Here is a 26104-nt window from a genome sequence, read left to right as displayed (position 1 = left end):
GGCGCCGGCCAGCGCGGACTAGTGGCTGAATTGAGATGAAGGTATTGCTTCGACAATTATTTTCCTGTCCGCCGGTCGAGCGCTGGCGACGATTCGAAACCATCCTGAAGGCTTCGCTGGTCCAATTGGGACATCAGGTGACTGAGCTGGAATTTCCCCGGGAACCCTCCCCAGGACCGGCGGGCTTCGATTTTCGCATCTACCCGCACAAATCCCGTGAGCAACTGCCGGACGGCGATCTTTTTTACAAAGAGATGCACGCCCAGAACCTCTTTACCATCGATCATCTCGGGTGGGGACCGGAGCACTCCGGTCTCCAGGCGCCGCCTGATCTCAGCGAGATCGATCCCGCGGCTGCGCGGCGGTTCTGCGCTCAGTTATGCCGGGAATTTCTGGCATCGGGCAGCTCAAAACATCGGCAGCCCCCCGTGCGCACCATCGATTCCTCGCTCGGTCCGTATCTGCTCGCGCCCTTACAACTGCCGACCGACGACGCGGTGACGCTTCACTCACCCTTAAGCGTCGTTGAGTACGTGAATCTTCTCTCGGACTGGGCGGATAGCGCGCGCATTCGGGTGGTGTTCAAGCTGCATCCGGGACGAGAGGCGCCTGACGTCGCGGAGGCCGTTCGGGCCCGGGCTGCGGAAGGGCGCTATGTCTCGATCGTCGACGAGAATATTCACGCGCTGATCGCCGGGGCTGTCGGCGTAGTCGTTCTGACTTCCGGCGTGGGCTTCGAGGCCCTGATCCACGGAAAGCCGGTGGTAACCCTGGGCCGGTGCGACTATCGCTGGGCGACCTTTCGCGCCAGTCCCGGCGGGTTGGACGCAGCTCTCGCCTATGTGCGTGAATACTCGCCAGCGCAGCGGCAAGAGGCTGACAAGTTTATCTACTTTTATTACCACCGGCATGCCTACCCCCTCACCGGGCCGGCCATGGGGAATTCAAGGGCGCGACTACTCGAATATCTGAGGAAGAAAGTGGGAGTGGATCGCGGCGTCCGTCGGCCCGCTCATCGAGTGCGCTGAGCGCCATGATCTCAGTAAACGTCTGCGCCGAGGGAGAAGAATGGCTTTTCGGCGACATCAAAAAGCGCTTTGCCGCCACGCGCGTTCCCGGGCTCCGCGTCACAGTGTCGGACCGGCCCGAGCGTGGAGCTGACGCCTGGGTCTTCATTCGCACGCGCGAAGCGGTTCGCTCACCCGATCTCTCCCGCAGCGTCGTCTGCCTCCACGATCTCTTTGAGCAGGATGGGCACTACCTTCCCGGCGGCGATCGCGCCGCGGTGCGGTCCGCGGGGGCTCTGGCCCTCTGCCATCCGGAGCAACGCCGCATTCTCCGGGACGCGGGAATTACTCTTGAAGGAGTGCCCGTGCTCGAACGTCCCCTGGGCGCGCTCGAAATCTTTCAACCGCGCACCGTTCTCCAGGAAAGGTTTCATCTGGGTTGGGTCGGGCGCGATCATTGGCGCAAACGTCCCGAGTGGGTTCCGGAAATCGCTGACCGTCTGGTCGCCGAGGGGCTTTTTTTTCGGGTCGTGCTTGTCGGAAAAAATCTCGACAGTCTGGCGGCGGAGATGGCGGGTTTGGGGATTGAGTGTGCCCTTTACGAGCGCGCGGATTACCCGATCGAAACCTATCCTCAGCTGTATGCGAAAATGGATTGCCTGCTTATCACCAGCATCACCGAGGCAGGACCCCTGCCGCTTTTCGAGGCCTTGGCGACGGGTGTGCCGGTCGTGACTACACCCGTTGGCTGGGCTCCCCACTTTGCGGCACGGGCCCCTGAATTCATACGTTTGGGTGAATGCCCCGCCGAACTGGCGGCAAACGTCGCCAGCCTGTATCGCGAGCGAAGAGAAATGTTCGACCGCCGGCACGACATCGCCGCGCTTGCAGCGACGCCGCGGCTGGACTCGTGGTGCGGCGATGTTCTGGACCTGGCAGCTGTTGTCGCCCGCGGTAACCGGAACGCTCCCGCAAAGTCTCCTCGATAAGCGCAACTCACCCGGCGGGCCCCGTTCCACCAAATGATCGTCTCAATGTTTATCCCTCCCGCACGATCGTGCTCAACCGGCGCGCCCGGTTCGCCCATCTGCCTTTCCATTCCTGGTTTCCGCGGAGCAAGTCATATTCTTCCAAACCGAGCTCGCAGGCGCGCTCAATTCCCGCCAGCAAAAGGAGCCGGCCCGGCGACCAGCATTCCGCCTCCGGCGGATATCCGCCGTTCCAGGTGCACAGGCTGCGTTCGCCGCGAAAGCACAGGTCGAGGGCAAGAATGCGTTCGTCCTTCCAAATCGCGAACACGTGGAGCCGGCGCTCGGCGAAGAGGACCGGCAAGGCCAACCTGCAAAACGAAGCGTTTTGCGCCACACGACGGAATGTACTTTTCTCGCCGAACCGGCTGATATTGAGGTCGAGAAAGAGCCCGGGTAAACGTTCCGGCGGAAAACCGGCGGGCGTCAGCTCCTGCATTCCCAGACCGTTCGCGGCCGCCTTTCGCATTGCCCGGCCCGTCCCCTTGCGGAAGGCACGGCTCCGGGCGGCCACGTACTCAGCGCGGGTCGCGGGGAGCGAGATGTAGGAATATTCCGGACCGGGAAGGCCGCACGCTGTCAATTCGGACCGGCCCTCCAGGATCCGAAGGGCCGCGATTAAATTCGAATCCTGCCGGACGTATTTCAGTTCGAGCCGGCGAAATTCCTCACGCTCCGACAGAGCGTGTTCCAGCAACCCGGCGGCGGTCGTCAGGTCGCCGTCCGCCACGATGACGTCGTTATAATTGCTCATCGCATTCGGGAAAATCGCTTCCCGGGTGTCTAGCTTGACGGCGAGGGGCAAAACACCCGCCAGACTGTCGCCGCGCCAGGCCAGAACGAGCCAGGGCAGAAATTCAGGCTGCACCTGGCACGCCCCCAGAAACCAAATCGGCGCGCTAAAGGCGGGGTTACAGCGGGAGCGATCGAGCAGTTCGTTCCAGGCGGGAACGATTTGCTGAGCCGCGCCGAGATCAGTCAGCGTTTCGAAACGAAGTGGTGGAGATTTCACGCTCGGGGGATGACTCATCACGGTTACATCATGGTGGGCTCGACAGTCGAACGTAGCAATCCCGCGGGTGAGTTCGGCGCCAAAAAAAATCCGGGAGATGTCGCTCCCAGATAACACTTGGTGTTTGCCCGCCGCGAAGCGCCGGCCTCATCATCAGCGACAAAAGAAACTGTTTCGGCTGAAAAACTCGGCGGTTCTTCAGATCGGAAGAGTTCTCACAGGCGGTTAAATCCCAGATTTAGAAGATCCACTGAACCCTCAAAAAACCCCGTTCATGAAGACCCTCAAAAGACTCCTACTCGCGCTCCTTTCCATCTCGCTTTTGCTTCTTCCCAGCCGCCTTACGAACGCGGACGACGAGACGAAGGCCAAGGTGAAGCCGAGCGGCCGTGTCGTCATTGCTGAGGTAGTGGCCTTCGATCAGCCCTTCATGCTGAATCGCCTCGGCGCAAACATGACCGCTGGAGAAATGTTCGCTCTGCGGAAGGACGTGGAGCGAATCGACCCCAAGGGACCACTGCCCGGTTACAGCGAGAATCCCAACCTGATCGGGTATGCCGGAAACGTCCAGCGGAAGGATTACAAGCGCGCGCGCCCCCTGGTCCTGCGGGCCAACGTCGGTGACATCCTGGAGATCCGCTTCACTAATTTGTTGACGAATCAGACAACCGGCCAATTCGCCGGCTGCCACGTGATGGGGCTAAGCCTTGCCAAAAACCCAGATGAGGACAAAGGCATCGACTCCGACAGCTCCTGGGTAGGCCAGAACAATAATAGTTTCGCTGCGAATGCAGGCTCGATGCCAACGCCGACGCCCGCCGGGACAGCCGCGCCTCAACGAGTTACAAGCCGGGTTTACCGTTACTTCGTCGATGCCGAGGGAGTCTTCGTTCTCTATAGCGCGGCGAACCCCACGGCCTTGAATGAAGCCAACAACGGCCTTTTCGGCTGCGTCATCGTCCAGCCTCCGAACGCCGAGTATTACCGCAGCCAGGTCCTGCGCACCGATCTGAACGACGCCACCTATTATTCCCACAACCTCCCTGCAAACATGTTGCTTCACCGCGCGCCCGACGACGAGCAAGGCAAGGAGCAGCACTGGTTTCTAACCACCTACCGAACACGGCTCCATGATTTCGTTGTCAAGAACGTGGAGGTGGTGATCGGTGATCCCGAAGTGGTGAAGCAGTTCCATGGTGCTGTGTCGCAGGAGAAGATCGAGGCTACCAGGAAGCCGGAGTATCTCGAGCGCGCTCCGGATGGCTCTTTTGCACCGATGAGTCAGGCCGCCAAGACCTCGGAGGCAGATGTTCTCAAGAAACAAAAGGAAGGCAGTGTCCGACCGCAGGGCAAAATCTTCTCCCGCGATACCGGGCACCCTTTGATTGATTACGGGATCGGGTATTCGAGTCCCGCCGCCGGTGCGAGCCCGGCTCCGGCCGATTCCGCAATGCACTCCCGTCCATCGCGCTGGCCCGTGCTCCAGATGCTCTATCCCGAGGTGAAGAGGAATCCCGATGGCACGAAATTAACCCTGAAGGCCCAACGCGCGGATCCAGCCCGCGGCGTCAAAGAAGGCGCCGAGTTTTTTCAACTCGCTGATAATCCCCAACTTTACAAACATGCGATTACCCAACTGGATACGGGAGCGGTGCCGCGTGAGCTCTGGCCAGTCCTTAATGACTGGGGCATCACCTCCTCCCTGCCTAATCTCACGCGGGTCGGTCCGCAGCGAGGTTACTTTGACGGAACCCTGGACGCGACCAAGCCGTTTCCGACCGACGATAGCAACGGTTATATCTGGCTGCTGACCGGGATGAATCTGAAACAGAAGCCGGACGCCACAGCGCGGCCGAACACCGCGGTCATCATCCAGGGGAATCAAAAAGACCTTACCCTCCGCTTTCTCGAAGTGGAGTTGCAGCTCTTTCACAGCGATCTCACTGCGATCATCACCGGTCCTCAGGCGGAAGGATTCGGGAACATGCAGGAGACTCCGAGCGCGTTTCTGATTCCGAACTTACCCGCTCGCCCCCTGCCCTATCGCGAGTTCGCCCTCGCTTATCACAACATTGCCTTGGGTTTGAACCAGGCGTTTCCCGAGCAGGGAAGCGGTCCACTCAGTAACATGCTTGGCACCGGAAACGACGGTTTCTGTATCAATTATGGCTCCGCCGCAATCGGCGCCGAGATCCTCGCCAATCGGCTGGGGGTTGGTCCAGAAGGAGTAAATCAGGACGGGACCGATCTAAAATTCGAGGAGTTCTTTCTCAGTTCGTGGGCCGTTGGCGACCCGGCCATGCTGGTGGATCGGCCGGCTAATTCCGGCGGCACGAGGGCGACGCAGGCGTTGTACGCCGATGATCCATCAAACGTTTATCATAGCTACATGCGAGACCACGTGAAGATGCGGATTTACAACGCCGGCCTACTCGCTCCGCATGTCCATCACCTCCACGCTCACCAGTGGCCGCGCACTCCCAATTCCGACGAAAGCTCTTACCTCGACAGCCAGCTCCTGGTTCCGGGCGCTGCGTTTACCCTCGAGATTACCTACAACGGCAGCGGCAATCGCAACCAGACGGTGGGCGATTCCATTTTCCATTGCCATTTCTATCCCCACTTTGCCCAGGGCATGTGGTCGCTCTGGCGGGTTCACGATGTCTTCGAGGAAGGGACGCCCCTGGATCCGAGCAGGCGGGTGATGGATGTGCGAAAGCCGGACGGGAAGGTAGATCCGGCCCAATGGGTCCGTGCTTTGCCGGACGCGGAAATCGAGACCGGCACGCCTATCCCGGCGATCGTTCCTCTTCCAACGCTGGCGATGCCGCCCATTCCTCCCCGGGTGCGGGTAACGAAGATTCCGGATCTTCCGGCAACCCCGGCAGGCGGCGCCGCGACGCTTCCCGATTTGAAAAGCTGGGTGCCCTTTTTGGATAAGCCGGCGCCCGGGCAAAACAGCGGAGGTAAGAATCTCACCATGGGCCGAATGACCGAGGTCGAACCGAAGCAGGAGGGCGGGAAGCCGGTTCTCGACAAGGATGGCAAGCCGATCTTCTCTAATCCCGGATTCCCCTTCTTTGTCCCCGGCGTTGCCGGACATCGCCCGCCCCATCCGCCCTTGGACATGGGCTGGGAAGAAAAAAATGGAGTTCCGGATTTGAATCCGGACGGCACAAAAAAATACATCGATGGCGGGCTGCCGCGCCACCAGGTGCTCGGCGGCCAGGTGGTGCGCGAATTTCACAGCCCCTGGGATTTCACGAAAGACTACATCCGCTACGACGACCACGAGAAACCAGTCGATGGTGCCATCGTGGCTTACCGCATCCCCGAGGACGGCACGCCGATCGAAAAGGCGGCAATGGAAGCACATCGGACGCGGACCGTGAAAACCGTCCAGCCCGATGGCAGGCAGGGCAATTTCATTCATAACGGTTTGGCTCCCGTGAGCGGCGCGCCCTTTGCCGATCCCGGCGTGGACGACCAGGGAAACGCCGTGCGAAGCCTGCGCAAGTACCGCGCGGCCGTGATCCAAAAAGACGTGGTCTTCAACAAAGCCGGCTGGCATTACCCGCAGCAACGCTTCATCACGCTGTGGGAGGACGTAAAGCCCACCTTCGATGAAAAGCGGCCGGCCCAGCCTTTCTTCTTCCGCGCCAACAGCGGCGAGACCGTCGAATACTGGCACACGAATCTGGTCCCGGAATACTATGAGCTGGATGACTTTCAGGTGCGCACGCCGACGGACATTATCGGGCAGCACATTCACCTGGTGAAGTTCGATGTCCTCGCGTCCGATGGCGCCGTCAACGGATTCAATTACGAGGATGGCACCATCAGTCCAGACGACGTCCGCGGGCGGATCCACGCCATTACCCGCCCTTTCGCAACGAAGGCGGGAGCCGAATACAGTCTGTTTGAAATGACGCTGCCAAAGCCGGGCGAGAACTACGTGCCGGCGATTGATTGGACCAAGTTCGTCGCCACCAAGCCAGTCCCCACCGAGTGGGAAGGCGGGTATCTCCAAAAGCAGATGACCCAGGGTGATATTCCCGATGAAAAGCGCGTTCCCGTGGAACAGCGGTTGCATCCGCCGGCGGGACAGAATTGGAATGGCGCCATGACCACCATTCAGCGTTTCTCGACCGACCCGCTGCTCAACGAACAGGGAATCGACCGCACCGTGCGCACCGTTTTCACGCATGATCACTTTGGTCCTTCCACTCACCAGCAGGCGGGTCTCTACGCCGGCTTTCTGGTCGAGCCTGAAAAATCGACCTGGCGCGACCCGGTGACGGGCGATCTCCTCTACGACCCGGTGAACCGGAGCGATGGCGGGCCCACGAGCTGGGAAGCGATGATCGAGCCGCAAAATCTCGCTCAGAGTTATCGTGAATTCGCGGTCGAATTCCAGGATCTCCAGTTGGCCTATACCAAAGACAGCCCGAAAAAACTCAGGCTAATGAAGGATCTCAAGCCGGACGAATTCGCCACCCCGATCACGTTTCCAACGCCTTTACCGCAACCGAATACGCCTGTTCCTCCGACCATGATCAAGACCCTGAAAGAGAATGGGATCACTCTTACCAATCAGGCAAAGTTCGTTACCTTACCGCCGGGAATGCCGGGCCAAATAGGTATCCTCGATGATACGCCACAATCCCTCTATCGTTACGGCGGGGCAGACGCGAAAGACCCCGCTTTTAGCCTGGCAACAGTAAGCAATGGTCAGAATGGCGAGCAGCTCCAACTAACGTTCCTGCATGGAACCACATGGTCGGATGGGCGCTTTGCGATCAATCCTAATAATACCCCCCCACTGCAACCGGAAATCGTTAGCTCGGGGGGTGGAACCTATTCGGTTAATTACCGAAGCGAACCACTTAGCCTGACATCGAACTTGCCGTCACCCACGCCGGTCGGTCGGGTGGCCAGTGGGACGCAGCCCAATCAGACTGACATGGCCTTCGCCTTTGCTTCTATCGACCGCCCGCCGCCCTGGAATCAGTACAAGCCCGACGTGAAAGTCGCGTCGCCGGACGGCACAGTGCCATCCCTTTTTGCGCGGCCGGAAAAGCTCGGTGACATCAACGGACCCTGGAGAGATTTCGCCGCACTTCCCAAACTGTTTCCACAGCCCAGTCCAGGGACCCAAAAAACTGCCACGGTGAACGAAGGCAATCTTTCACCGCTTGATCCTTATACCCCCCTCATGCGGGGCTATCAGGGCGACAAGGTCCAGGTGCGCGCTCTGGTCGGCGCGCATACGCAGCCGCACTCTTTCACGATCAACGGGGTGAAATGGCTGGGTGAGATGATGGCCAAGAATTCTGGCTTCAAGAACGGCCAGGAAATGGGCATCTCGGAGCACTTCGAGTTTCAGTTCGAGCTGCCTCCAGCGTCCACTACTGCCGAACGGCCTTTCGCTGATTATCTCTACGCGCCGAGCAGCGGGAGCACCGGAATTAATAACGGGGTGTGGGGCATTATCAGGTCATACGACATCCCGCCAACATCGACGGGGAACATCGGAGATTTCGAATTCACCCGCAGGCCGCTTCCGAGCCTTCTTCGCCTGCCGCCGGAGGCGAATCGCCGTCCTTATGAACTCGACCACGGCCAGTTCGCGGCCGCTGCTCCAACCCCGCCCGCCAAGCTCCCGCTCTCTGTCGTGCCTCCTCCACCGCCCGACGTCGAATTCGAGGTGGTGGCGCAGAATGCCCCCATCACTTATAACGATCGGGGCCCAAAGATTCAGAACAACAATGGCATCGTATACACGGTCTCCCGAATTTGGGAAAAGAAGGGCGACAAGCTTGTCCGGGTAACGAAGGCCGATGGCACCGACGTCACCACAAAACCCGGGGCGCCTTTCATCTTGCGGGTTAAAGCGGGCCAATGGGTGGGAGTAAGCCTGACGAACAACACAGGCAATCCGGCTGCTTCGCCGACCGCCTCTCCGGCGGCTTCACCGGTGACGATCGGTCTGCACTCCCAGCTCCTCGGTTACGATGTGAGTGTGTCGGACGGCATGAATGTAGGATTTAATCGGGTCCAAACGATTGCGCCGGCTGCTCCCAAAGCCAAGACCGACGCCCCGCTCCCGCTCACCTATTTGTGGTATGCCGGCGACTTGAGCCAAAGCGAGGATGGCAAGAGCTTGAACAGCCCGCACCCGCGAGAACTGGGCGCGACCAACCTTTGCCCGGCCGCGCCTTTGAATCAGGATGGAGTCGGATTGCTTGGGGCGCTGATCGTGGAGCCGGCGGACTCCTATTGGGATCCCAAGGACTACGTGACCGAACAAGCAAGAATCGTCGATGCAAACAAGAAGGAGAAGCTCTTGTTCCACGACTTCGTCCTGATTGAGCAGGCGAATATTACCGACAGTAATAAGCCTGGGAACAAGGCGAAAGCCACGTACGCGGTTAACAATCGTTCCGAGGACCTTGGTTTCCGCCTGGGCAACCCTTCGCCTACGCCGGCCTCGACACCTTATTACCAGGTCCTTTCAAACTCTTTGCCGAATCCTCTGCCCTCAGGGCCGCCCATCGGAGCACCGAAGACACCGATCTTTACCGCCACTGCAGGCGATCCCGTCCGATTCCGCGTCCTCCAACCGGGCGGCGATTCGGCTGGCATCAGCACGATGTTCGAGATCCATGGACATTCCTGGCAACAGGAACCTTGGATCAACTCGTCCGCCACCTTGGGAGACAATCCGCAGTCCAATGTGCTGGCCGCCGACATCCTCGTCCCCCACAAGGCGCTGAATATTCTTATCGATTCCGCGGGAGGACCGGACAAGGTGCCGGGCGATTATCTCTACTATAATTTCATGGGACGCTTTAGCGGCGCCTGGGGTATCTTCCGGGTGGAGAAGAAGAAATAAGCATGGCCGCTCCGCTGCACCCTGCCGAGCGTGAGCGGTGTTTTCCTGCGCGCGCGTGCCGGTTTGTGGCCGCTCTGACAGTTGGATTCTCAATGGTCCTCCCGGATGTGGGAGCCGCGAAGGATGCAGCTGCGCCAGCCACCGAGTCGGATGGACAGCGCTTCATTGAAGAGGGCATCGCGGTGGAGTTCCGAGTCACACCCGTCGCGGCGGCAAAGTCCGCCGTCCTGCGGGAAGGCGACGATGCCATCGTGCAATTCAAACTCTCCGAGGTGGCCGGCGGCACCCCCGTTCGCGGCGCCGAGCCGGCCGCCTGGGTGGACCGTCTTCCGCCGGGCGGAAAAATTTCGGCCCAAGCGACGCACGCCAAGACGCAAGCCTTCCGCCAGGGCGGTACTTTTGGGAAGGCCTATGCCGACCTCAACGTTTACTACGTCCTCGCGATGAATGAGGACAACACCATCTCTGTCGTCGATCCGCTCTTTGGCTTCGGCGGGAGTAAGCTGGTGAGTTATGTCCGCCTGAAAAGCAGGGGGGAGGATTGGGTGCTATCCTCGGATCAGCGAAACCTGTATGTTTCGATGCCCGAGGCCGGGGCGGTGGCGGTAGTGGATACCACGACCTGGAGCGTGGTCGCCGATCTCCCGACCGGCCCCCAGCCGGGCCGCCTGGCCTTGCAACCCGATCAGCACTATCTCTGGGCTTCCGATCTGGGATCGGGCTCCGAAGCCCCCGATCGCGGGGTCACGATCATTGCGACGGACGACCGGTCCATCAAGGGGCACATTGCGACGGGTAACGGCCCATCCGAAATTGTTTTTAGCGAAGACAGCCGTTCAGCCTTCGTCCTGAATCGCGCCAGCGGGACGCTTTCCGGGATCGATGTGCCGAGCCTTAAGAAGGTCTGCGATATCCCGGTGGGAAAACATCCCGCGGGCCTCGATTACTGCGCGAAGTCGGGAGCGGTGTATGCCACGGATGAGGATTCCGGTCAGATTGTGGCGGTTGATGTGCGCCGCAGAGCCGTGGTCGCGACGATCAAGGCCGAGCCCGGATTGGGCCAGATCAAGTTTCCGCCCAACGGTCGTTTCGGTTTTGTGGTGAACCCGAAGAAGAATCTTCTCCATATCATTGATTCGGCGTCCAATCGGATCGTGCAGACCGGAGACATGGAAAAGGAGCCGTTCCAGATTGGTTTTTCCGATCGCCTCGCCTATATCCGGCATCGTCAAACCCCGATCGTTCTCATGATCCCTCTCGACGGCATCGGCGTCTCCGGCAAAGCGCTCTCGGCCGTTGATTTCGACGGAGGTCAGACTGCGCCGGCCAAAGCGCGGTATCCGAGCCTGGCAGCGACGCTTGTCCAGGCGCCTGGATCGGCCGCCGTGCTGGTGGCCAACGAGCAGGACAAAGCCGTGTATTATTATGAGGAGGGAATGGCGGCGGCCAAAGGCGAGTTCAGCAATTACGGCCACTATCCCCGAGCAGTTCTGCCGGTCGATCGCAGCCTCCGCGAGCGGGCCCAGCCCGGAGTTTACGAGACGGTCCTTCGGTTGGGTGAGGCTGGCAGCTATGAAATCGTCTTTGCTCTCTCCACGCCGCGAATTTTGAAAGGTTTTCAACTCGAGGTCGCGCCTAACGAGGAGTTGGAGCGCCAGCGCAAAGGGAACAAGCTGGTCGCGCTCGCCGGCATGGAAAGCCGGGTGGTGAAGGTGGGTCAGCAGGTGGGGATCGATTTCAAAATCGCGGACGAATTGAGCAAGCTGCCTAAGTCGAAACTGGAAAATCTCACGGTGGTCACCTTTCTCGCGCCCGGCGTCTGGCAGAAGCGGCTGGCACCGCAAGAGACCGCCCAAGGGATCTACAGCGTCGCTTTCAATCCTCCGCGCGTCGGAGTTTATTATGTGCAACTCTTGCAAGGCCGCGATGCGGTCCCTTTGAATAATGGACAGCAGTTTACCTTCGAAGTGGTGGAAAAATAACGTGCAACCGCTCATGCATCGACACGCTTTCACATTTTCGGTCCGGCACCGGCTGCTCGCCGGTGTCTTCCTTGTCTCTCTGGCCCTTCCTTTACCGGCGGCGCCGCCGGAACCGGAAACGCAGGCTCCTCGCCGCACAGAAGTGCCGGACACCGAGCTGGTCAACCAAAACGGCGAAAAGCTGCACCTTTATTCGGACCTGGTGAAGGGCCGGGTCGTGGCCATCAGCTTCATCTTCACGACCTGCCCAACCATCTGCAACACGATTGGAATCCACCTGGGCCAATTGCAAAAAGAGCTTGGCCCTGTCTTGGGCCGCGATGCGGGTCTCATCTCGATCAGTATCGACCCGACCACGGATACGCCGGAGAAATTGCGGGCATGGGGAGAGCGCTTTGACGCCGCCCCGGGCTGGACCTTGCTCACCGGCGGCAAGGATTCGGTAACCCAATTACTTAAGAAACTCGAGGTCTACGTTCCGAATATTCAGAGTCATTCCCCGTTCCTGCTGATTGTGAACGACCGCACGGGAAGCTGGCAGCGCGTGAATGCTCTGGAGGTGCCTCCCGTCAGGATCGCCGCGCTTTTGCGAGAAGAGGTAAATAAAGCTGGCGGGGCTGCGCCCCGTTCCGTCTCTACCTCTGGCTCGACTACTCTCCCCATCGGGAATACGCCGGCGCAGCGTTATTTCACCGATGTCGAGCTCACCAATCAGGATGGAAAGAGACTGCGGTTATACAGTGATCTTCTCCGGGGGAAAGTCGTGGTGATTGGTTCCTTTTTTTCCAGTTGCACGAGCGTGTGTAAAGTCACCATGCCGATGTTTCACAGCCTGCAGGAAAGGTTCGCCGAGCGGCCCGGCCCAAAACCGCATTTTATCTCCATCTCGGTCGATCCGGAAACGGACACCCCTGCCGTCCTCCGCAAATACGCCAGGGGTTTGGAGGCAAAAGAAGGATGGGATTTTTTAACCGGAGACAAGCAGTCGGTGGATTTGGCGCTTCAAAAGCTCGGGTTCGCGACTGAAATGAGGGAGGGCCATTCCAATGTGTTCATTGTAGGAAATGAAACCACCGGGCTCTGGAAAAAGGTCTTGGGCATCGGCGCGTCCGAGGAGATCGCCGCGGCGGTGGAAAGCGTCCTGGCAGACGCCCCGTGAAGAGCCCGGCAACCTGGACCACCCAAGAGGGCAAGACGCTTGCGAAAGTGGGTTGAGATCGGCCTGCTCGCGGTCGCGCTTCTCGCTCGTCCAGCGCCTGCCGTGGCCGAAAGTTCGGAGCCGGAGGCAGCGGCGCGAGGCAGGGAGATTTACGAAAATGGTGTAGCGGCCGATGGCGCTCAGATCAAGTGCGCCACAGGCCCGCAAAACACCGAGGTCCCCGCCGCTATCCTAAAATGTATCAGTTGTCACAACAACGACGGCCGGGGGAAGCCGGAGGGAGGAATTTATCCGTCTAACATCCGCTGGAGCGAGCTGACCAAGCCATACCCTGTGCTGATGCCGGGAGGCCGTGAACGAGCTCCCTATACCGAGCGGCTCCTCATCCGCGCGATGACGCGCGGCCTTGATGCCAACGGCAACCGGTTGAGTTCGACCATGCCTCGCTACCGACTCTCTCATGAACAGGCCTCAGATCTCGTCGCCTACCTGAAGGAGTTGGACCATCAACACGATCCGGGAGTGAAAGATGATTCGGTCACGGTGGGAATAGTGCTCCCCCCGGAGTCGATCCATGGCGCAATGAGTCGCGCCGTGCGGGAGACGCTCACCGCGGCATTTGATGAGATCAATCTCGCTGGAGGCGTCTATGGGCGAAAGCTTCTGGGTTGTTTTGTTTCCGCACCGCTCGGGGCCGGCGCCGCGGCTTTGGATGAATTCATCGCGCGCGAGCAGCCTTTTGCGCTCTTGGAGCCGTACATTGCCGGCGACGAGGAGGCGGCCGCGGACGTAATCCAAAGACATCGGATTCCGGTGATTCAACCCATCACTCTTTCAACCGGATGGTTCCCCCGAAAAGCTCGTTATGTATTCCACCTCGTCTCGGGCATAGAGGGGCAAGGCGCCGCGCTGGTCCGGTTTGCGAGGACACGCCTCGATGCGACGACGAAACCCTCAATTCTTGTGGTTAACGATCGACCTAACGATACACTCATCGCGGAGTTGAAGAAGGAATTGATCCCGGCGCCTGCGATCGGACTCGGGGTCGCTGACCTTGGGCAAATCGGCGATTGGAATTCCTATTTGCGAGAGGCGAACCCGGCTGCGGTTATTTGGCTCGCCCCCGGCGCAGGATTGCAGGAGTTCCTCGTCTCGGCGGACCACGAGAAAATTTATCCTTTAGTGCTGGCGCCAAGCGCTCTGGCCGGGCCCGCCATCTATCAGGCTCCCAAAGGATTCACGGCGCGTCTCTTTCTCTCGTTTCCCATCCTTCCGGATGACCAGTCGCCCCAGGGTCATGCGGAATTTATTCGGCTCGCGGAGCGCTACCATTTTACGGAGGGAGACGCCGCCACCCGTCACCTCACCTTAAGCGCTGTGCAATTGCTCGGCGAAGCGTTGAGAAAGGCGGGGCGGGAGGTAACGCGTGAAAACCTGGTGATGCGTTGCGAACAACTCAATAACTTTGGCCTCACTCAGATGCCTCCGGTGAGCTTCGGTGCGGATAGGCGTGTGGGCACCACTGGCGCCCACATCGTCGGAGTCGATCTCGAAAAGGGTGGCCTCGCGCCGACTGCACAATGGATCGAGTGTGATGTGCGTTAGCGTTTTAGCAGGAATTCCACGGGATTGCTTATTGACGCAGGCCGCGAAAAGGCAGAATCTCATGATGCGATTTAAACCCAATCGCGTAAATCATTATGGCTAAATCCTCAGAACCCGAAGCGTATTCAAAGTCCGGCGGCGTCAAGAGTGGTGGCAAATCCGGTGGAGCAAAAACCAGTCGCCTCAGTAAATCCGGCGGCAGTAAATCCGGCCTCAGTAAATCGGGCGGCAGCAAGTCTCCTGGCGGTAAAAGCTCCGGAAGCAAACGCTAACGGGAGACGGGGCCCGCGAGAGCGATGCATTTTGCTTTCCGCATCGTTTCCTCACCCCGTGCAGAAAGCCGCCTGGAACTGACGGCGTCAGGGCCGTGGAAGATGGGCAGGGCGAAGGCTAATCAGTGGTCGTGACGATCGGCTGATTGGAATGGTGCCTCGTTTGGAAGATTGCCAGGAGCCAGGGGAATTGCTCCGCGCTTGCTCTTTGTCTCGATCCTACGATCAGGCGGCCAGTTTAACGTTGATGCGTATCGCCCGAGGCGGACTGGAGCATTCGTGGGAAATGCGGCGCGCAGCCGCCTTGATGTTGCAGCGACAGTTGCTTCTCCTCCAGTCAAAAGCCATCGAAGAGCACGATCTGTGGTTCGTTCGTCTGGGGCTTAAACGGCGCAAAGGCATCGACGAACCGCTCCGGCGCGAGGTCTTGCGCGAGGGGTTTAGCACTCGCGACGTTAGGAGTTTTGTGCGCTCCTGGCGGCGAAGACTCATGCACCCACCCGGATTGCTCGATCGTCCCGGCGGTTCAACCTTGGAACGGTGGCAACACCTCGCCCAGGCGGAACATCGCATTTTCCTGGCGCGCTATCTTTTCTCCCCGAATGAGGTCGTCGGCCGGGTGCTTGGTTGCCTTCGCGTGACTAAGGGCGAGGAGATGCCGTTTACTCACGACGCCGATCTAATCCGCGCTGAAGCCAGGCAGGCCCGGGAAACAATGCCGCGATACGAGGCCCGAATTCTCGAATTGCTCTGTAATCCGGCGTCTGTCTACTGGGTTTCGGACGAGACCAGCAGGGCAATTGGCTCGCTCGTGGCCAACCCGCCCGGCACGGTGGTCGTAGTCGTCAAACCGCCGGGGAGCTTGATGGAGTTTGAGATCAAGCGCACCGGAACGCCCACCTCTTTACCGCTCTCGGTTAAGTTTTCACGGAATGGCGAAATGGTTCCCCCGTCGCACCGTCTCCAGGGAGTAAGTCTGGGTTGGCACCTGCGGTTCGAGGCTCGAGCCGCCGCGCGCTTCAGCCATATCTATCGGATCGTGCACGGTAAGGCGCCAGCCATCACGATTACGCAATGTGTGAAATCGATCCATGCCCTGCCCACCGGTCAAGGCGAGCGTTCGCTCGTTGAGTTCCTCGGTTCACCCGAACTGGTGGGCGATCGGTTTGAGAGAATGCGCGCCGCCCTTCAACAGTGCGTCCGCGCTGCTTTTGAGGCCGACGATTTTGGAGTGTCGAGTCTGCCGGGAGAACTGGGACGCACGATAAACTTCCTCATCCAGACGTGGCCAGGCCAGGCGGTGCAATCGAATACGTCCTGTTTTCGTCTTGATCGACTCGCGCGATATCTTTCTCCGGATGGAGCCAAACACTATTTCGGCGTTTCGTTGCGAAAATCCGCTGATCCGCCTGGCGCTCACGAGTTCGGCGATCAGTTATTCGAGGAAATTTTGGGTGACTTTTTGCGTCCCCGGATTCGACCCCGAGCGTATGGTCGGTACTTAAGCGAAGTTTTTGCGAAGAATCGCCGCCGAGCCGACCGAATCTACCTGGATCTTTTGCGCGAGCTGGGCCGCTTTTGGGGAACTTTGGTCGCGGTAAAAGGTTATTCGAACGGTGAATCGTTCGTCTCCCGAAACATCGGCATTCGTTCCGCGTGGGTAAACTCCCGCTGGCACGTTGGATTGCGTTTCATGGACCAGGACGACCTTCATCTCCCTGACCCGCGCCTGAACGATTTCTCACCGGAGCGTTTGCTCAAGGGTATGCTCCTTGATCAGAAATTCGTCCAGGGCAGCGAAGGCCGGCCGAAACGGAACAGCAGCCTCTTTGCCCTGTCCCAGATTTATCGGGTGACGCCGCAAGTCCGGGCAGTTGGAGTCGGCGGGTTGAGACGAGCCCGCAACTTCGCCGTGCGCAAAACCGCTGCCGAAATGGCACGCAATATTTCTTTGCGGGATAATTTCTCCCCGGAGTTTCTCAAGGCGGGGCTAACGAGCGATCGGCTCTGGGTGGCGTACTCCCAGGAACGCGGTGGCAAGGGCGGGGATCGGACTCTGATTGATAATCTGTTGAAACGCTTTTATCCCGACGCCTCAGAGGTAGGCCGGATCAAGCAGCATGCAAGAGCGCTTCGGGATTCGGCCGAACATTTTCTCCTCAACCCAAATTCGTAATGCGATGATCCAAAGTCTTTGGATTGGGAAACGTCTATCGACGATGGAGCTCTTGTCGATTCGCTCCTTCCTCTACCACGGGCACTCCTATGAGCTTTACGTGTACGAGCCGGTCGAGAATTTGCCGGAGGGCGCCATTGCTCGCGATGCCAACGAAATTCTTCCTGCTTCGCGCATCTTCCAGTATGCGGACTTCAAATCATACGCGGGCTTTTCGAATTTCTTCAGATACAAACTGCTCCTGGAGCGAGGGGGATGGTGGGTCGACACGGACGTCGTTTGTCTTCGTCCTTTCGACTGCCCGGCGCCTTATGTCTTCGCCTCCGAGATGATCCCCAGCGGACCGGTCGCCGCGTCGGCCGTGCTTAAATGCCCCGCGGGAAGTGAAGCGATGGCGCACGCGTGGAAATTCTGTGAATCTCAAAATCCTGCCACGCTGAAATGGGGCGAGACTGGTCCCAGGCTTGTGGCCGAGCTGATTTCTTCCTTCTCCCTCCAGAAATACCTCTATCCTCCGGAGGTTTTCTGTCCGTTGAGCTACTGCGATTGGGAGCAGGTTTTGCAAACCGGGCGGCCTTTGAATTTGGGCGAACGCTCTGCGTCCATCCATCTTTGGAACGAGATGTGGCGTCACGCCGGCCGTGAGAAAGAGGGCGACTACCCTTGGGACTGTCTCTACGTGCGGCTCCAGAAAATGTATCTGAGGTCTGAGGCTGTCATCGCTAAATGAGTATTTGCCGGGCCCTCGGATGGCTCAAGCCTTGTCCGCGGGCGCACCATCTGCATCCAGAAAGAAGGAGCCGCGGATGAAGGTGATCGGCTTGATGACAGCGCGGAACGAAGACTGGATCGTGGGGCTGACTCTTCGCGCAGCCACCTTGATTGTGGACGAAATGATTATCCTCGATCACGCCTCGACCGATCGAACGCGTGGCATAATCCATGAGGTGGCCCAGGAATACCCGGGCCGCATTCACTACCGCCGCCGGGAGGACCCGGTCTGGCGGGAAGCTTCGATTCGGCAAGGCCTCCTCGAAGAAGGGCGGCTGCTGGGCGGCACTCATTTCTGGGTCATCGATGCGGACGAGCTTCTGACCGGCAACCTCCTGCCGGAGATTCGGTCGAAGCTTTCCTCCCTGGACGCCGGCGATTGCATCACCTTGCCCTGGTTTCCGATGTGGCGCTCTTTGGATCGGTATCGTCGCGATGGCAATGCATACTGGTGTAGCAACAGAACCGTTTACGGATTTCGAGATCATCCAGCGGTGCGATACGAACCGGGGCAGAAACGGCCGGGGTACGATATTCACACGCGCGCGCCCATCCTGCCGGGCCAGAAACGCGACTTCTGCCTGGAAGACCCCAACCGAGGCGTAATGCATTTTGTGGCGTGTGGATGGGCCCGGCTCCAGGCGAAGGTGGCCTGGTACAAAATGATTGAGACCGTGCGATTCGGCGATATCCCGGCGGAACGGCTTAATGCCAACTACGACCGTGACCTGGACGAAACCGGCATCGTAACTGTGCCGGTAGCCAGGGGATGGTGGGAACCCTATTCCGCATGGCGGACCTACGTCGAGCCGGACGCTCCCTCCTGGTTCGCCGAGGATTGCCAACGGATGTGGCGGGAATTTGGGCCTGGCAAATTTGCGGGCTTAGATCTGTGGGGTATCCCGCAAGGAAAAAAAGGCTAACCAAAACCACCTCCTCGTCGCGGGAGCTCGGCGCCTACTCCCGTTACGTAACCCCCGAACCTGCCCGCGTGGTGCGCGAGTTAATGCGTTATCAGTGAGCTCGCGAACTAGGCGACGGCGAATGAAGCGCACCACTTTTGCATGGCGCTCCTGACCTCCGTTCTCTACGCTTCTTTCGCAGTTACCCTCTTCAACCCCATCAAAATCCATGAGCTATCTAAACCCCACGCGGTTCACCTTTGCCGGCTCTTTTCAAGCGGCGCCTTCCACCATCAACAACACGCCGGCTAACTTCGGCAAGGAGGCGACGAGCCAAACACAGCAGAGTTGGAATCCGGAAGGGAATGCATTTTTTCGAGTGCAGAATTGTACCGTGCGCTCGGCCTTGCTCGAGGGAGCGGCATCGGCTGGCGACCCGATTCTTGGGCTGTCATTTGTGAGCACGGACAAGCCGGTCCCGGGAAAGCTGGTGGATCTCGATCCGAACCAGCAGATGGTCTCGGAGGTCTGGGGGATGAGATTGCAATTGGGGACTGCAGGCGATCCGAACTCCTTCGTGGGCACGTTTAAGGTCGCCGCCTTCACCGATCTCTGGCAGCGTCGGCAAGTCGCGCCCCCGCCGGCTCCGCAAGGCGGCTCGCCTTACCTGAGCGCATCCTATCATTCGATTCTCGAAGGCATCGAATGGGGCGGCAATCCCACGTCGCCCCTACTGCGAAGGATGAAGGAACTCAGCCTCGCCGCGCTCTCGATCAAGTTCAACGTGGACCTGTACAACTGGTACAATCCTGCGCAGGGACCAACGCCTGCCAATGAACCATCCGCGTTCACCTTCGGCCGAATTGTCGGAGCGGTGGGCCCCGCAATCGCGGGCGAGCCCGACCATTTCATTTCCGGCCGGTCGCTCGTGCCTTTCGGGAATGGCGCGTTGAACTTCGCTCCGTGCCAGGTGGGTGAAGACGCGATCCATCTCGATCTGGGAAACAGCATGCCCACCCTCCCGAATGGGAGCATCGACCCGAGCCAGGGTGACCTGCGTCTCGCCATCCTCAACCCGGTGGCTCTGACTCCCCCCAGCGACGACCTGGTGGCCCAAAAAGGCGGTTCTCCGGAGGCGATGGCCGCGGCGTCAAACGTTGCCTTAACGGATTTCGTTTTCACCCAGCCGATCGACTATGTGAACTATCCAGCGAATTCCGGTCTTGCCTCAGTGCCCTTCAATCCCACAATGCGGTCCTCGCTTGAAAACGCGCCGCTGGGGATTGTGCGCATCGACGCCCAGGGCGAGGCGACGGAGATCCTCCTGAGTGAGAATCCTGACGGCTGGCTCCTGCGCGCGGACAACTTCGTTTTCCGCCTGGACCCGGGCGACGCGATCAATATGCGCGTGCGCGCGACCCAATTTGGCAGGACCCCGCCGGCCGGACTGGAGATCGGTCTGACAAGCCGACTACTGGGCAAGCCGAAAGGCGGCATGGCCGCGCTCAACATTCCCGGTTCGATTCTCACCGGCGCCGACGGTTGGGCCGAGCTTCCAATTATCGCCGGCGATCCGGGATATCCACGGCGGAGTTTGAAAATTGATGGGCAAGTGTACGCCATCGACTATGACCTGACCGACTTCCCCATTCCGAATGCATTTCAGAATCCGTCGAGTTTCATCAGCGGCATGATTTATACGGATTGGTCAAAGGTGGCGGCCAATTTCGCTTCTCCCACGTGGGATGGCGATGTCGAAGCGGTCTTGAACCAGTATGACGTGCTCTATCCAGTCATGCGCGACAAAATTGGGATCGCGCTCGGCGACTACGAAGCGGTGCGGGCGAACATCGAAGTAATTCTCAGGTATATGAGCTTCACGCGAACAGATCCGCGCCATATGCCGGTGACACGCGACCTTTCGAAGTCGAAGCTCCAATTGGTGAAAAACTGGGCGGCACATGGCTCCCCGCAATCATAGTCGGGATCGTGAGAAGACTCTGGTTGCTTCGGGGGCTGATCGCGACACCTGCGCGCACCGGACATCGCGGCCGCTGACTCTTCCCGGATCGCATGCGCCTTGTCGTCGCCAGCCTTAGCACCAATCCCCATTTTGTGAGCCGCGAGTCATGATAAAAAGGCACTCGTCATTTCTCTGGGCAGGATTTTTCGCCTCCGCCATTTTGTTCACTAGCGGATGCCACCGGCGGCAGACGGAGCAGATCGTCGTGACCGGAGCAAGCACGCTTTACCCCATCGTCCAGATGGCGGCGGAAGAGTTGCGCCGAACGAAGGGTCTGGACGTGATGGCGCAAGGAGGCGGGAGCACGCGCGGATTCGAAGATTGTATCGCGGGGCGCAACAGCCTGGGAGCGATGGCGCGTGAGCTTACCCCGGAGGAAAGGGCGCGGGTCATTGCGTTTCCGATTGCTTACGATGGTGTGGGCATCGTCGTGCATGCTTCCAATCACGTCGCCGACCTAACGACCGACATTCTGCGGCGAATTTATCGCAAGCAAATCACGAATTGGTCCGACGTTGGCGGACAGAATGCCAACATCGTCGTGGTTCACAAAGCCGAGGGACACGCCACTCGCGAGGTGTTCATGAAGTTCACTGGCCTGACGCCGAACGAGATGACGAGGTTCACAGACGTGACTGCGGGCGACAACGCTCAGGTGATTCGCGTGATCGCCAATACCACGAACGCCATTGGTTACGTGAGCCTGGGCGAAGTGATTAAGGCAGCCGAAGCTGGTCTGCCCGTGCGTCTAGTCAGGTTCAATCGCGTCGAGCCGGTAATGGAGAACGTTACGAACAAGACCTATCCCCTCTTCCACCCACTCTATCTCATCTCAAAGGGAGAGCCGAAGGGCGGCAGCCGCGTCCTGCTGGATTTTCTGCGCAGCGCGGAGGGCAAGACAATCATTCGGCAGGGAAATTATGTTCCGTTGGAATAAAACGCGTTGGTTTTGGATGGTCGCGATTGGGCTCGGCATGTTGCCGGTTCTCGCCATTTTTTTGCTGATAATTTTTCTTTTTTGGAATGCAGCTAACGCGGCCGCGCAGATCGGACCCCGGGAGTTGGCAACCACGGAATGGCTGCCTGAACAAAGCCAGTATGGCATGGCGCGGCTCTTTCTCGGCACGTTGGCAGTCAGCGCACTCGCGTTGTGCCTGGCCGTTCCGGTGGCTCTTTCAGCGGCAGGTTATCTCTCGCTCTATTCCGGAGCAAGAGTGCGAGCGGCCGCGAACGCAGCGATCGGCCTCCTGGGCGGTATTCCTTCGGTCGTAATCGGTCTTTGGGCGATGACGTGGGTCGTGCCGCTCTTTGGCAACTCCTGGATCTCCGCCTCGCTCGTGCTCGCCTTGATGATCGCTCCAACGATCACTCTTTTGTCTGGCGCGGCGCTTCGTCTCGTGCCCGCCGATTTGCTGGAAGCCAGCCGCGCCCTGGGCGTAGGTGAAGCAATCGTATCACGTGTCGCCTTTCATCATGCGCGCTGGGGCATTCTGGGCGCGGTGGTTTTGGGAACGAGCCGCGCACTCGGCGAAGCAGTGGCCGTCAGCATGGTGGCCGGGAACGTTGTCTCCTGGCCCAACCTCACCCGGCCGATAGCTACGTTAACCACTACTTTAATCGTCGAGCTCGATAGTGCGGCGGGCTTGCATCGCGATGCCCTTTACCTCCTTGCCTGCATCGTTCTCATCGCCATCAGCACGCTGAGCATTTTTGGCCGGGCCGCGCAACGCAAGGCCGGAATATGATTAAGATACCGGGGATCATCGCTACCGTGCTCCTGACGGCTTTGGTGGTTTGGATGGGGTGCGATCTCTTGTATCGCGGCGCGCCCGGCCTGCACGCCGGCTATTTGTTTGAGGCGCCACGAAACCTTGGTCGCTCCGGCGGCATCGGACCGATGCTCGTGAACACCGGAATCATCGTCGGGCTCGGAACTTTGCTGGCGGCTTTGGTTAGCTTGCCTTTGGCGGTCGCCTACACCGAATTGGCCGCGCCCGCCGCCCTGCGCAAAATCGTTCGCTTGGCTCTCGACATCGGCGTCGGCGTGCCACGGATTGTCTGGGGACTTTTTGGAGCTGCCTTCTTTGGAGGATATTGCGGCTTCGGTTTTTCACTTCTTTCCGGCGTTCTCACTCTGGCTTGTCTGCTCGCACCGATCATGTCGACCGGCTTCATCACTGGCTTGGAAATGGTGGAGGATGAAGTGCGCGAACAATGCGCCGCGCTCGGTGTAGGTAGCTGGCAGACGGCGTGGCGTCAGGTAGTGCCGGTCGCGCTTCCCGGTCTGACAGCTCCGCTGGCCCTCGCGGCCGGGCGCGGATGCGGTGATGCGGCGGCATTGCTCTTTACTGCTGGCGTAGCGATGCAATTGCCCTCATCGCTCTTCGACTCCGGCGCCACGCTTTCGGTCTTTGTCTTCCATCTCCTCGGCACAGTGCCCGGCGGTCAAAATGCCGCCTATTCAGCGGCCGCGGTCTTATTCATCATCACCCTCGTGATTCAATCAGCCATCACCATGCTCACACGGGAGGAGCGCTACGCCCAGTGATTACTCTTAGCTACCGAAACCTCCGCCTTTCCGTGGGCAAGACTCAGATCCTGGATGGCATCGACCTGGAGTTGCAAGGACCTGGTGTAGTCGCTCTGCTTGGTCCTTCGGGGGTCGGCAAGAGCTCGCTGCTTCGCGCTACCCAGCGCCTGATCGAGCATGGCCGCGATGGGTGGAGCCGCTCCGGCGACGTCCTTTTCAATGGCCAGACCGTTTTCGGGTCCACCTTCTCGAAACAGCACCTCGCTCGTCGCATCGGTTTCATTCATCAAAAACCGCGCATGCTCGCAGGGTCGGTGCTCGCCAATGTCGAGTTTGCTCTCAAGCATGCCACCACCTTGAAACGCAGCGCAATTCGCCGGCTGGCCGAAGAAGCGCTCGAGCAAGTGGGACTTACCTGGGAGCTGGCCAGCCTCGATCTTGCCGCCTGGAAACTTTCCGGCGGCCAGGCGCAACGCCTCGCTATCGCACGCGCCATCGCTTTGCAGCCGGACGTGCTCCTAATGGATGAACCCACCTCGGCACTCGATCCGCTCAAGAGAAAGCAGGTGGAGGAAATCATTCGCGTCCAGGCGCGCGCCCGACTGATTGTGATCGTGACGCACGAAGTTCATCTCGCCGAACGTCTGGCCGATTTCGCCGCGTTCATGTTTCGCCGGCATTCCGGCGCCCGCATTTTTGAAATTGGGCCGGCCGCAAAAGTATTGCGCGACCCCGCCGAGATCGCGGTGCAGGAATTCGTGCGCACTGGACGCGCCGGACGCGAGCCCGCGCCTGCCATTGTCCCGGGCCCCTATCCCTCGGACGACTTGGAAACGGCCGTCCCCGTGACCCCCTTCAGCCTGCGCTTGCTCCAGCGCGTGTATCTCTTCGTCTGCGGCGAAAACACCAGCCGCTCGCCCGTGGCACAGGCGATCTGCAACAGCGAGGTCGCGCGCCTCTTGAATCTCCAGCCCGGCGAAGAAAAACGAAAATTTGAAGCGCTGAGTGCCGGGCTTTCCGTTTCGACGAGCCGTCCGATGGCGGCCAAAGCGATCAGCGCGTTGCGCGAGCTCGGGTGCGCGCCTCAACCCCACGTTTCGCGCGAAGTCACCCAGGAAATTGTCGAGCGCGCCGATGCCATTTATTGCATGACCGACCAGCAATGCCGGGAACTCGCGCTCCGCTTCCCAGCCGCCACCTGGAAGCTGCAACGGCTCGACCCGGTCGGCAACGTCGAAGACTCCGGCACCTCGGAGCCCGCCGATTTTCTCCGGATCGCCACGCGCATTCGCGACCTTGTCCGCTGGCGCTTGGAAAGTCAGTTTCGGTTTCCCCTAGCGGAATAGATGTTAACAAGCGAAGTGCTGGGAATTCGCTGCACGCAAAGGATGGCGTCGCAAGCTGCGTATGCCACGGGATTCGCCGTAGCCGCAGGCTGGTCACGCGGTATTCGTCCGGGTCGGTGGAAACGGTCTTGGCGATCGGTCCGTAGGCGCCAGCCGGGGCCTGCGCAACAAGCAGATTCGTGTCGGTGAAGAAGAATTAATCGCTGGAGGCCATCAGCAAAACTGCAGCGAGCGAAGGTCATTCAAGGTCGCGAGGAGTGGAAGTCAGGACATCAATACGTCTTTGTTCGTTCTCGGACAGGCGAAATTCCTGTAGAGCGTGATAGACGTCGCGGCGGGCGCGGTTGATTCCTCCCAGAGGTTGGTGCTCCGCTGTGCAATGCCAGGGGTTGTAAGTCAGGTTCTCGTCGAATCGGAGCTGAGCGGAAGTGTTGAACTCCTGTCGAGGAAGGTGGATTTCGGCGACCTTGTAAAATGGGGAATCGTTCCATGGGACAAGAGCCGACTCGATCGGGTGCCGATAAGGATCAAGTTGAAATTGGATTTCGAAGTCGAGCGTCCAATCCCGCTCCTGAAGGGAAACAGCCAGGCGCCGACGCAGGTAGTCGGGATCATTCTTGTCGGGCGGCGTGAGTGGTTTGCTCTTCGGGATTCGGTATTTGACCGCACGATTCCCAAAACGGTAGGGAACGGCGCTAAACCAGGAAATCTCGAGTGGATTACCAAACACCTTGCGGCCAGAGAAAATATTATAGGCCTGCCGCCAGCGCGTCAGAAGGTAAAGCAACGGCCCCAGCGGCTTTTTGAAACGGAAGAGCAATCGGAAAAAGGCCAGGAAATCGCGCGGATGTTTGGCGAAAAAAACCTCATGGCCGAGAAGGACGAAATCGAAAGTGCCACGCTCATCGGGCTGAAGCTTCTCTCCCTCGACTTCAAAAAGTTTGAGGGAAATGCCACGAAAATCCTTCGCTTTGTCGTTCGAGATAAACGAATCCGAATTAGAAAAACGGATCCAGCAATCATAGCTCCGGGACTCACGGAACAAGCCGACGCGTAATTCGTCAGGTAAATTCGGCAGGACGTGGAACCTGCCTTTGACCAGGCCGTTCGATTTGGTGTGAGTATCCCGTAGCTTGGGCAGGCCGCGATATTGAATTTTTAGATGTCCTATTAACAGATCGATGATCGCGTTAATCGTGTCCCGCTCGCCAGGCTCCGGATATTCCTGGTAAAGCTCGCGTTTAGAGTTGGGCATAGCGTCGAGCTAGAAAGTCTGTGCGGCTGGCGTTCGCGGGAGCGACGGCTGAGAGCCAGAGAAAACAAGTCGAGACTATTGCGATCGAGAAACGCCCGCCGAAAGGCGATGAGGATGCGTTCATAGGAAGAGAAGCGGGCA

Annotated in this window: 17 protein-coding genes; 15 read left to right on the top strand and 2 right to left on the bottom strand. The window is 59.3% G+C overall.

Translation table 11 applies throughout. From position 1 onward, the window contains the following. Positions 1-35: 35 nt before the first annotated feature. Together VJU77_04840 and VJU77_04835 are read left to right on the top strand one after the other, a co-directional pair. On the top strand, positions 36-1028 hold the full coding sequence (locus VJU77_04840; protein ID HKP02673.1) for a hypothetical protein: 993 nt from the start codon (positions 36-38) through the stop codon (positions 1026-1028). A gap of 5 nt (positions 1029-1033) precedes the next feature. Next, on the top strand, positions 1034-1996 hold the full coding sequence (locus VJU77_04835; GenBank protein HKP02672.1) for a glycosyltransferase family 4 protein: 963 nt from the start codon (positions 1034-1036) through the stop codon (positions 1994-1996). A 49-nt stretch (positions 1997-2045) separates the two neighbouring features. On the opposite strand, the gene VJU77_04830 is transcribed toward VJU77_04835, so the two are convergent. Continuing rightward, positions 2046-3065 carry a GNAT family N-acetyltransferase gene (locus VJU77_04830; protein HKP02671.1) on the bottom strand — a complete coding sequence of 340 codons (1020 nt, stop codon included), beginning with the start codon at positions 3063-3065 and terminating at the stop codon, positions 2046-2048. A 256-nt stretch (positions 3066-3321) separates the two neighbouring features. Between VJU77_04830 and VJU77_04825 the strand changes: the two genes are divergently transcribed. From VJU77_04825 to VJU77_04765, 13 genes are all read left to right on the top strand, one after another. Beyond that, positions 3322-9942 (top strand): hypothetical protein, encoded by a 6621-nt coding sequence (locus tag VJU77_04825; protein HKP02670.1) that lies wholly within the window; start codon positions 3322-3324, stop codon positions 9940-9942. A gap of 92 nt (positions 9943-10034) precedes the next feature. Next, positions 10035-11924 (top strand): hypothetical protein, encoded by a 1890-nt coding sequence (locus VJU77_04820; protein HKP02669.1) that lies wholly within the window; start codon positions 10035-10037, stop codon positions 11922-11924. Between the two features lie 13 nt (positions 11925-11937). Next, complete coding sequence (locus VJU77_04815) at positions 11938-13083, top strand: SCO family protein (GenBank protein HKP02668.1); 1146 nt, start codon at positions 11938-11940, stop codon at positions 13081-13083. A gap of 39 nt (positions 13084-13122) precedes the next feature. Beyond that, positions 13123-14688 (top strand): ABC transporter substrate-binding protein, encoded by a 1566-nt coding sequence (locus VJU77_04810; GenBank protein HKP02667.1) that lies wholly within the window; start codon positions 13123-13125, stop codon positions 14686-14688. A 95-nt stretch (positions 14689-14783) separates the two neighbouring features. Continuing rightward, positions 14784-14960: a hypothetical protein gene (locus tag VJU77_04805; protein ID HKP02666.1), complete on the top strand. Its 177-nt coding sequence runs from the start codon at positions 14784-14786 to the stop codon at positions 14958-14960. A 247-nt stretch (positions 14961-15207) separates the two neighbouring features. Further along, positions 15208-17136 (top strand): hypothetical protein, encoded by a 1929-nt coding sequence (locus VJU77_04800; GenBank protein HKP02665.1) that lies wholly within the window; start codon positions 15208-15210, stop codon positions 17134-17136. A gap of 4 nt (positions 17137-17140) precedes the next feature. After that, positions 17141-17866 carry a glycosyltransferase gene (locus VJU77_04795; GenBank protein ID HKP02664.1) on the top strand — a complete coding sequence of 242 codons (726 nt, stop codon included), beginning with the start codon at positions 17141-17143 and terminating at the stop codon, positions 17864-17866. A 76-nt stretch (positions 17867-17942) separates the two neighbouring features. After that, positions 17943-18830 (top strand): glycosyltransferase, encoded by an 888-nt coding sequence (locus VJU77_04790; protein HKP02663.1) that lies wholly within the window; start codon positions 17943-17945, stop codon positions 18828-18830. A gap of 208 nt (positions 18831-19038) precedes the next feature. Beyond that, entirely contained in the window at positions 19039-20790 is a 1752-nt protein-coding gene (locus VJU77_04785; protein ID HKP02662.1) for a hypothetical protein, read from the top strand. Between the two features lie 148 nt (positions 20791-20938). Further along, positions 20939-21769, top strand: coding sequence for a PstS family phosphate ABC transporter substrate-binding protein (locus tag VJU77_04780; protein ID HKP02661.1), 831 nt, complete (start codon positions 20939-20941; stop codon positions 21767-21769). Beyond that, positions 21753-22577 carry an ABC transporter permease subunit gene (locus tag VJU77_04775; GenBank protein ID HKP02660.1) on the top strand — a complete coding sequence of 275 codons (825 nt, stop codon included), beginning with the start codon at positions 21753-21755 and terminating at the stop codon, positions 22575-22577. The genes VJU77_04780 and VJU77_04775 overlap by 17 nt, the downstream gene beginning before the upstream one ends. Continuing rightward, positions 22574-23380 (top strand): ABC transporter permease subunit, encoded by an 807-nt coding sequence (locus VJU77_04770; protein HKP02659.1) that lies wholly within the window; start codon positions 22574-22576, stop codon positions 23378-23380. The genes VJU77_04775 and VJU77_04770 overlap by 4 nt, the downstream gene beginning before the upstream one ends. Positions 23381-23412: 32 nt before the next feature. Beyond that, positions 23413-24708, top strand: a complete 1296-nt coding sequence (locus VJU77_04765; protein HKP02658.1) for an ATP-binding cassette domain-containing protein — start codon at positions 23413-23415, stop codon at positions 24706-24708. 238 nt (positions 24709-24946) lie between these two features. Here VJU77_04765 and VJU77_04760 read toward each other — a convergent pair whose 3' ends face one another. Beyond that, entirely contained in the window at positions 24947-25963 is a 1017-nt protein-coding gene (locus VJU77_04760) for a catalase family protein (protein ID HKP02657.1), read from the bottom strand. Positions 25964-26104: the final 141 nt, after the last annotated feature.

This window comes from Chthoniobacterales bacterium (assembly GCA_035274845.1).
Classification (GTDB): Bacteria; Verrucomicrobiota; Verrucomicrobiia; order Chthoniobacterales; family UBA10450; genus AV80.
This window is presented reverse-complemented; position numbering and strand designations above follow the sequence as displayed.

What these genes read in the sequence shown, in the direction of transcription:
- VJU77_04835 (HKP02672.1), top strand. Translation starts at nt 1,034, where the DNA reads ATGATCTCAGTAAACGTCTGCGCCGAGGGAGAAGAATGGCTTTTCGGC.
- VJU77_04775 (HKP02660.1), top strand. Translation starts at nt 21,753, where the DNA reads ATGTTCCGTTGGAATAAAACGCGTTGGTTTTGGATGGTCGCGATTGGG.
- VJU77_04805 (HKP02666.1), top strand. Translation starts at nt 14,784, where the DNA reads ATGGCTAAATCCTCAGAACCCGAAGCGTATTCAAAGTCCGGCGGCGTC.
- VJU77_04830 (HKP02671.1), bottom strand. Translation starts at nt 3,065, where the DNA reads ATGAGTCATCCCCCGAGCGTGAAATCTCCACCACTTCGTTTCGAAACG.
- VJU77_04790 (HKP02663.1), top strand. Translation starts at nt 17,943, where the DNA reads ATGAAGGTGATCGGCTTGATGACAGCGCGGAACGAAGACTGGATCGTG.
- VJU77_04820 (HKP02669.1), top strand. Translation starts at nt 10,035, where the DNA reads ATGGTCCTCCCGGATGTGGGAGCCGCGAAGGATGCAGCTGCGCCAGCC.
- VJU77_04770 (HKP02659.1), top strand. Translation starts at nt 22,574, where the DNA reads ATGATTAAGATACCGGGGATCATCGCTACCGTGCTCCTGACGGCTTTG.
- VJU77_04800 (HKP02665.1), top strand. Translation starts at nt 15,208, where the DNA reads ATGCGTATCGCCCGAGGCGGACTGGAGCATTCGTGGGAAATGCGGCGC.
- VJU77_04760 (HKP02657.1), bottom strand. Translation starts at nt 25,963, where the DNA reads ATGCCCAACTCTAAACGCGAGCTTTACCAGGAATATCCGGAGCCTGGC.
- VJU77_04825 (HKP02670.1), top strand. Translation starts at nt 3,322, where the DNA reads ATGAAGACCCTCAAAAGACTCCTACTCGCGCTCCTTTCCATCTCGCTT.
- VJU77_04795 (HKP02664.1), top strand. Translation starts at nt 17,141, where the DNA reads ATGATCCAAAGTCTTTGGATTGGGAAACGTCTATCGACGATGGAGCTC.
- VJU77_04785 (HKP02662.1), top strand. Translation starts at nt 19,039, where the DNA reads ATGAGCTATCTAAACCCCACGCGGTTCACCTTTGCCGGCTCTTTTCAA.
- VJU77_04780 (HKP02661.1), top strand. Translation starts at nt 20,939, where the DNA reads ATGATAAAAAGGCACTCGTCATTTCTCTGGGCAGGATTTTTCGCCTCC.
- VJU77_04840 (HKP02673.1), top strand. Translation starts at nt 36, where the DNA reads ATGAAGGTATTGCTTCGACAATTATTTTCCTGTCCGCCGGTCGAGCGC.
- VJU77_04815 (HKP02668.1), top strand. Translation starts at nt 11,938, where the DNA reads ATGCATCGACACGCTTTCACATTTTCGGTCCGGCACCGGCTGCTCGCC.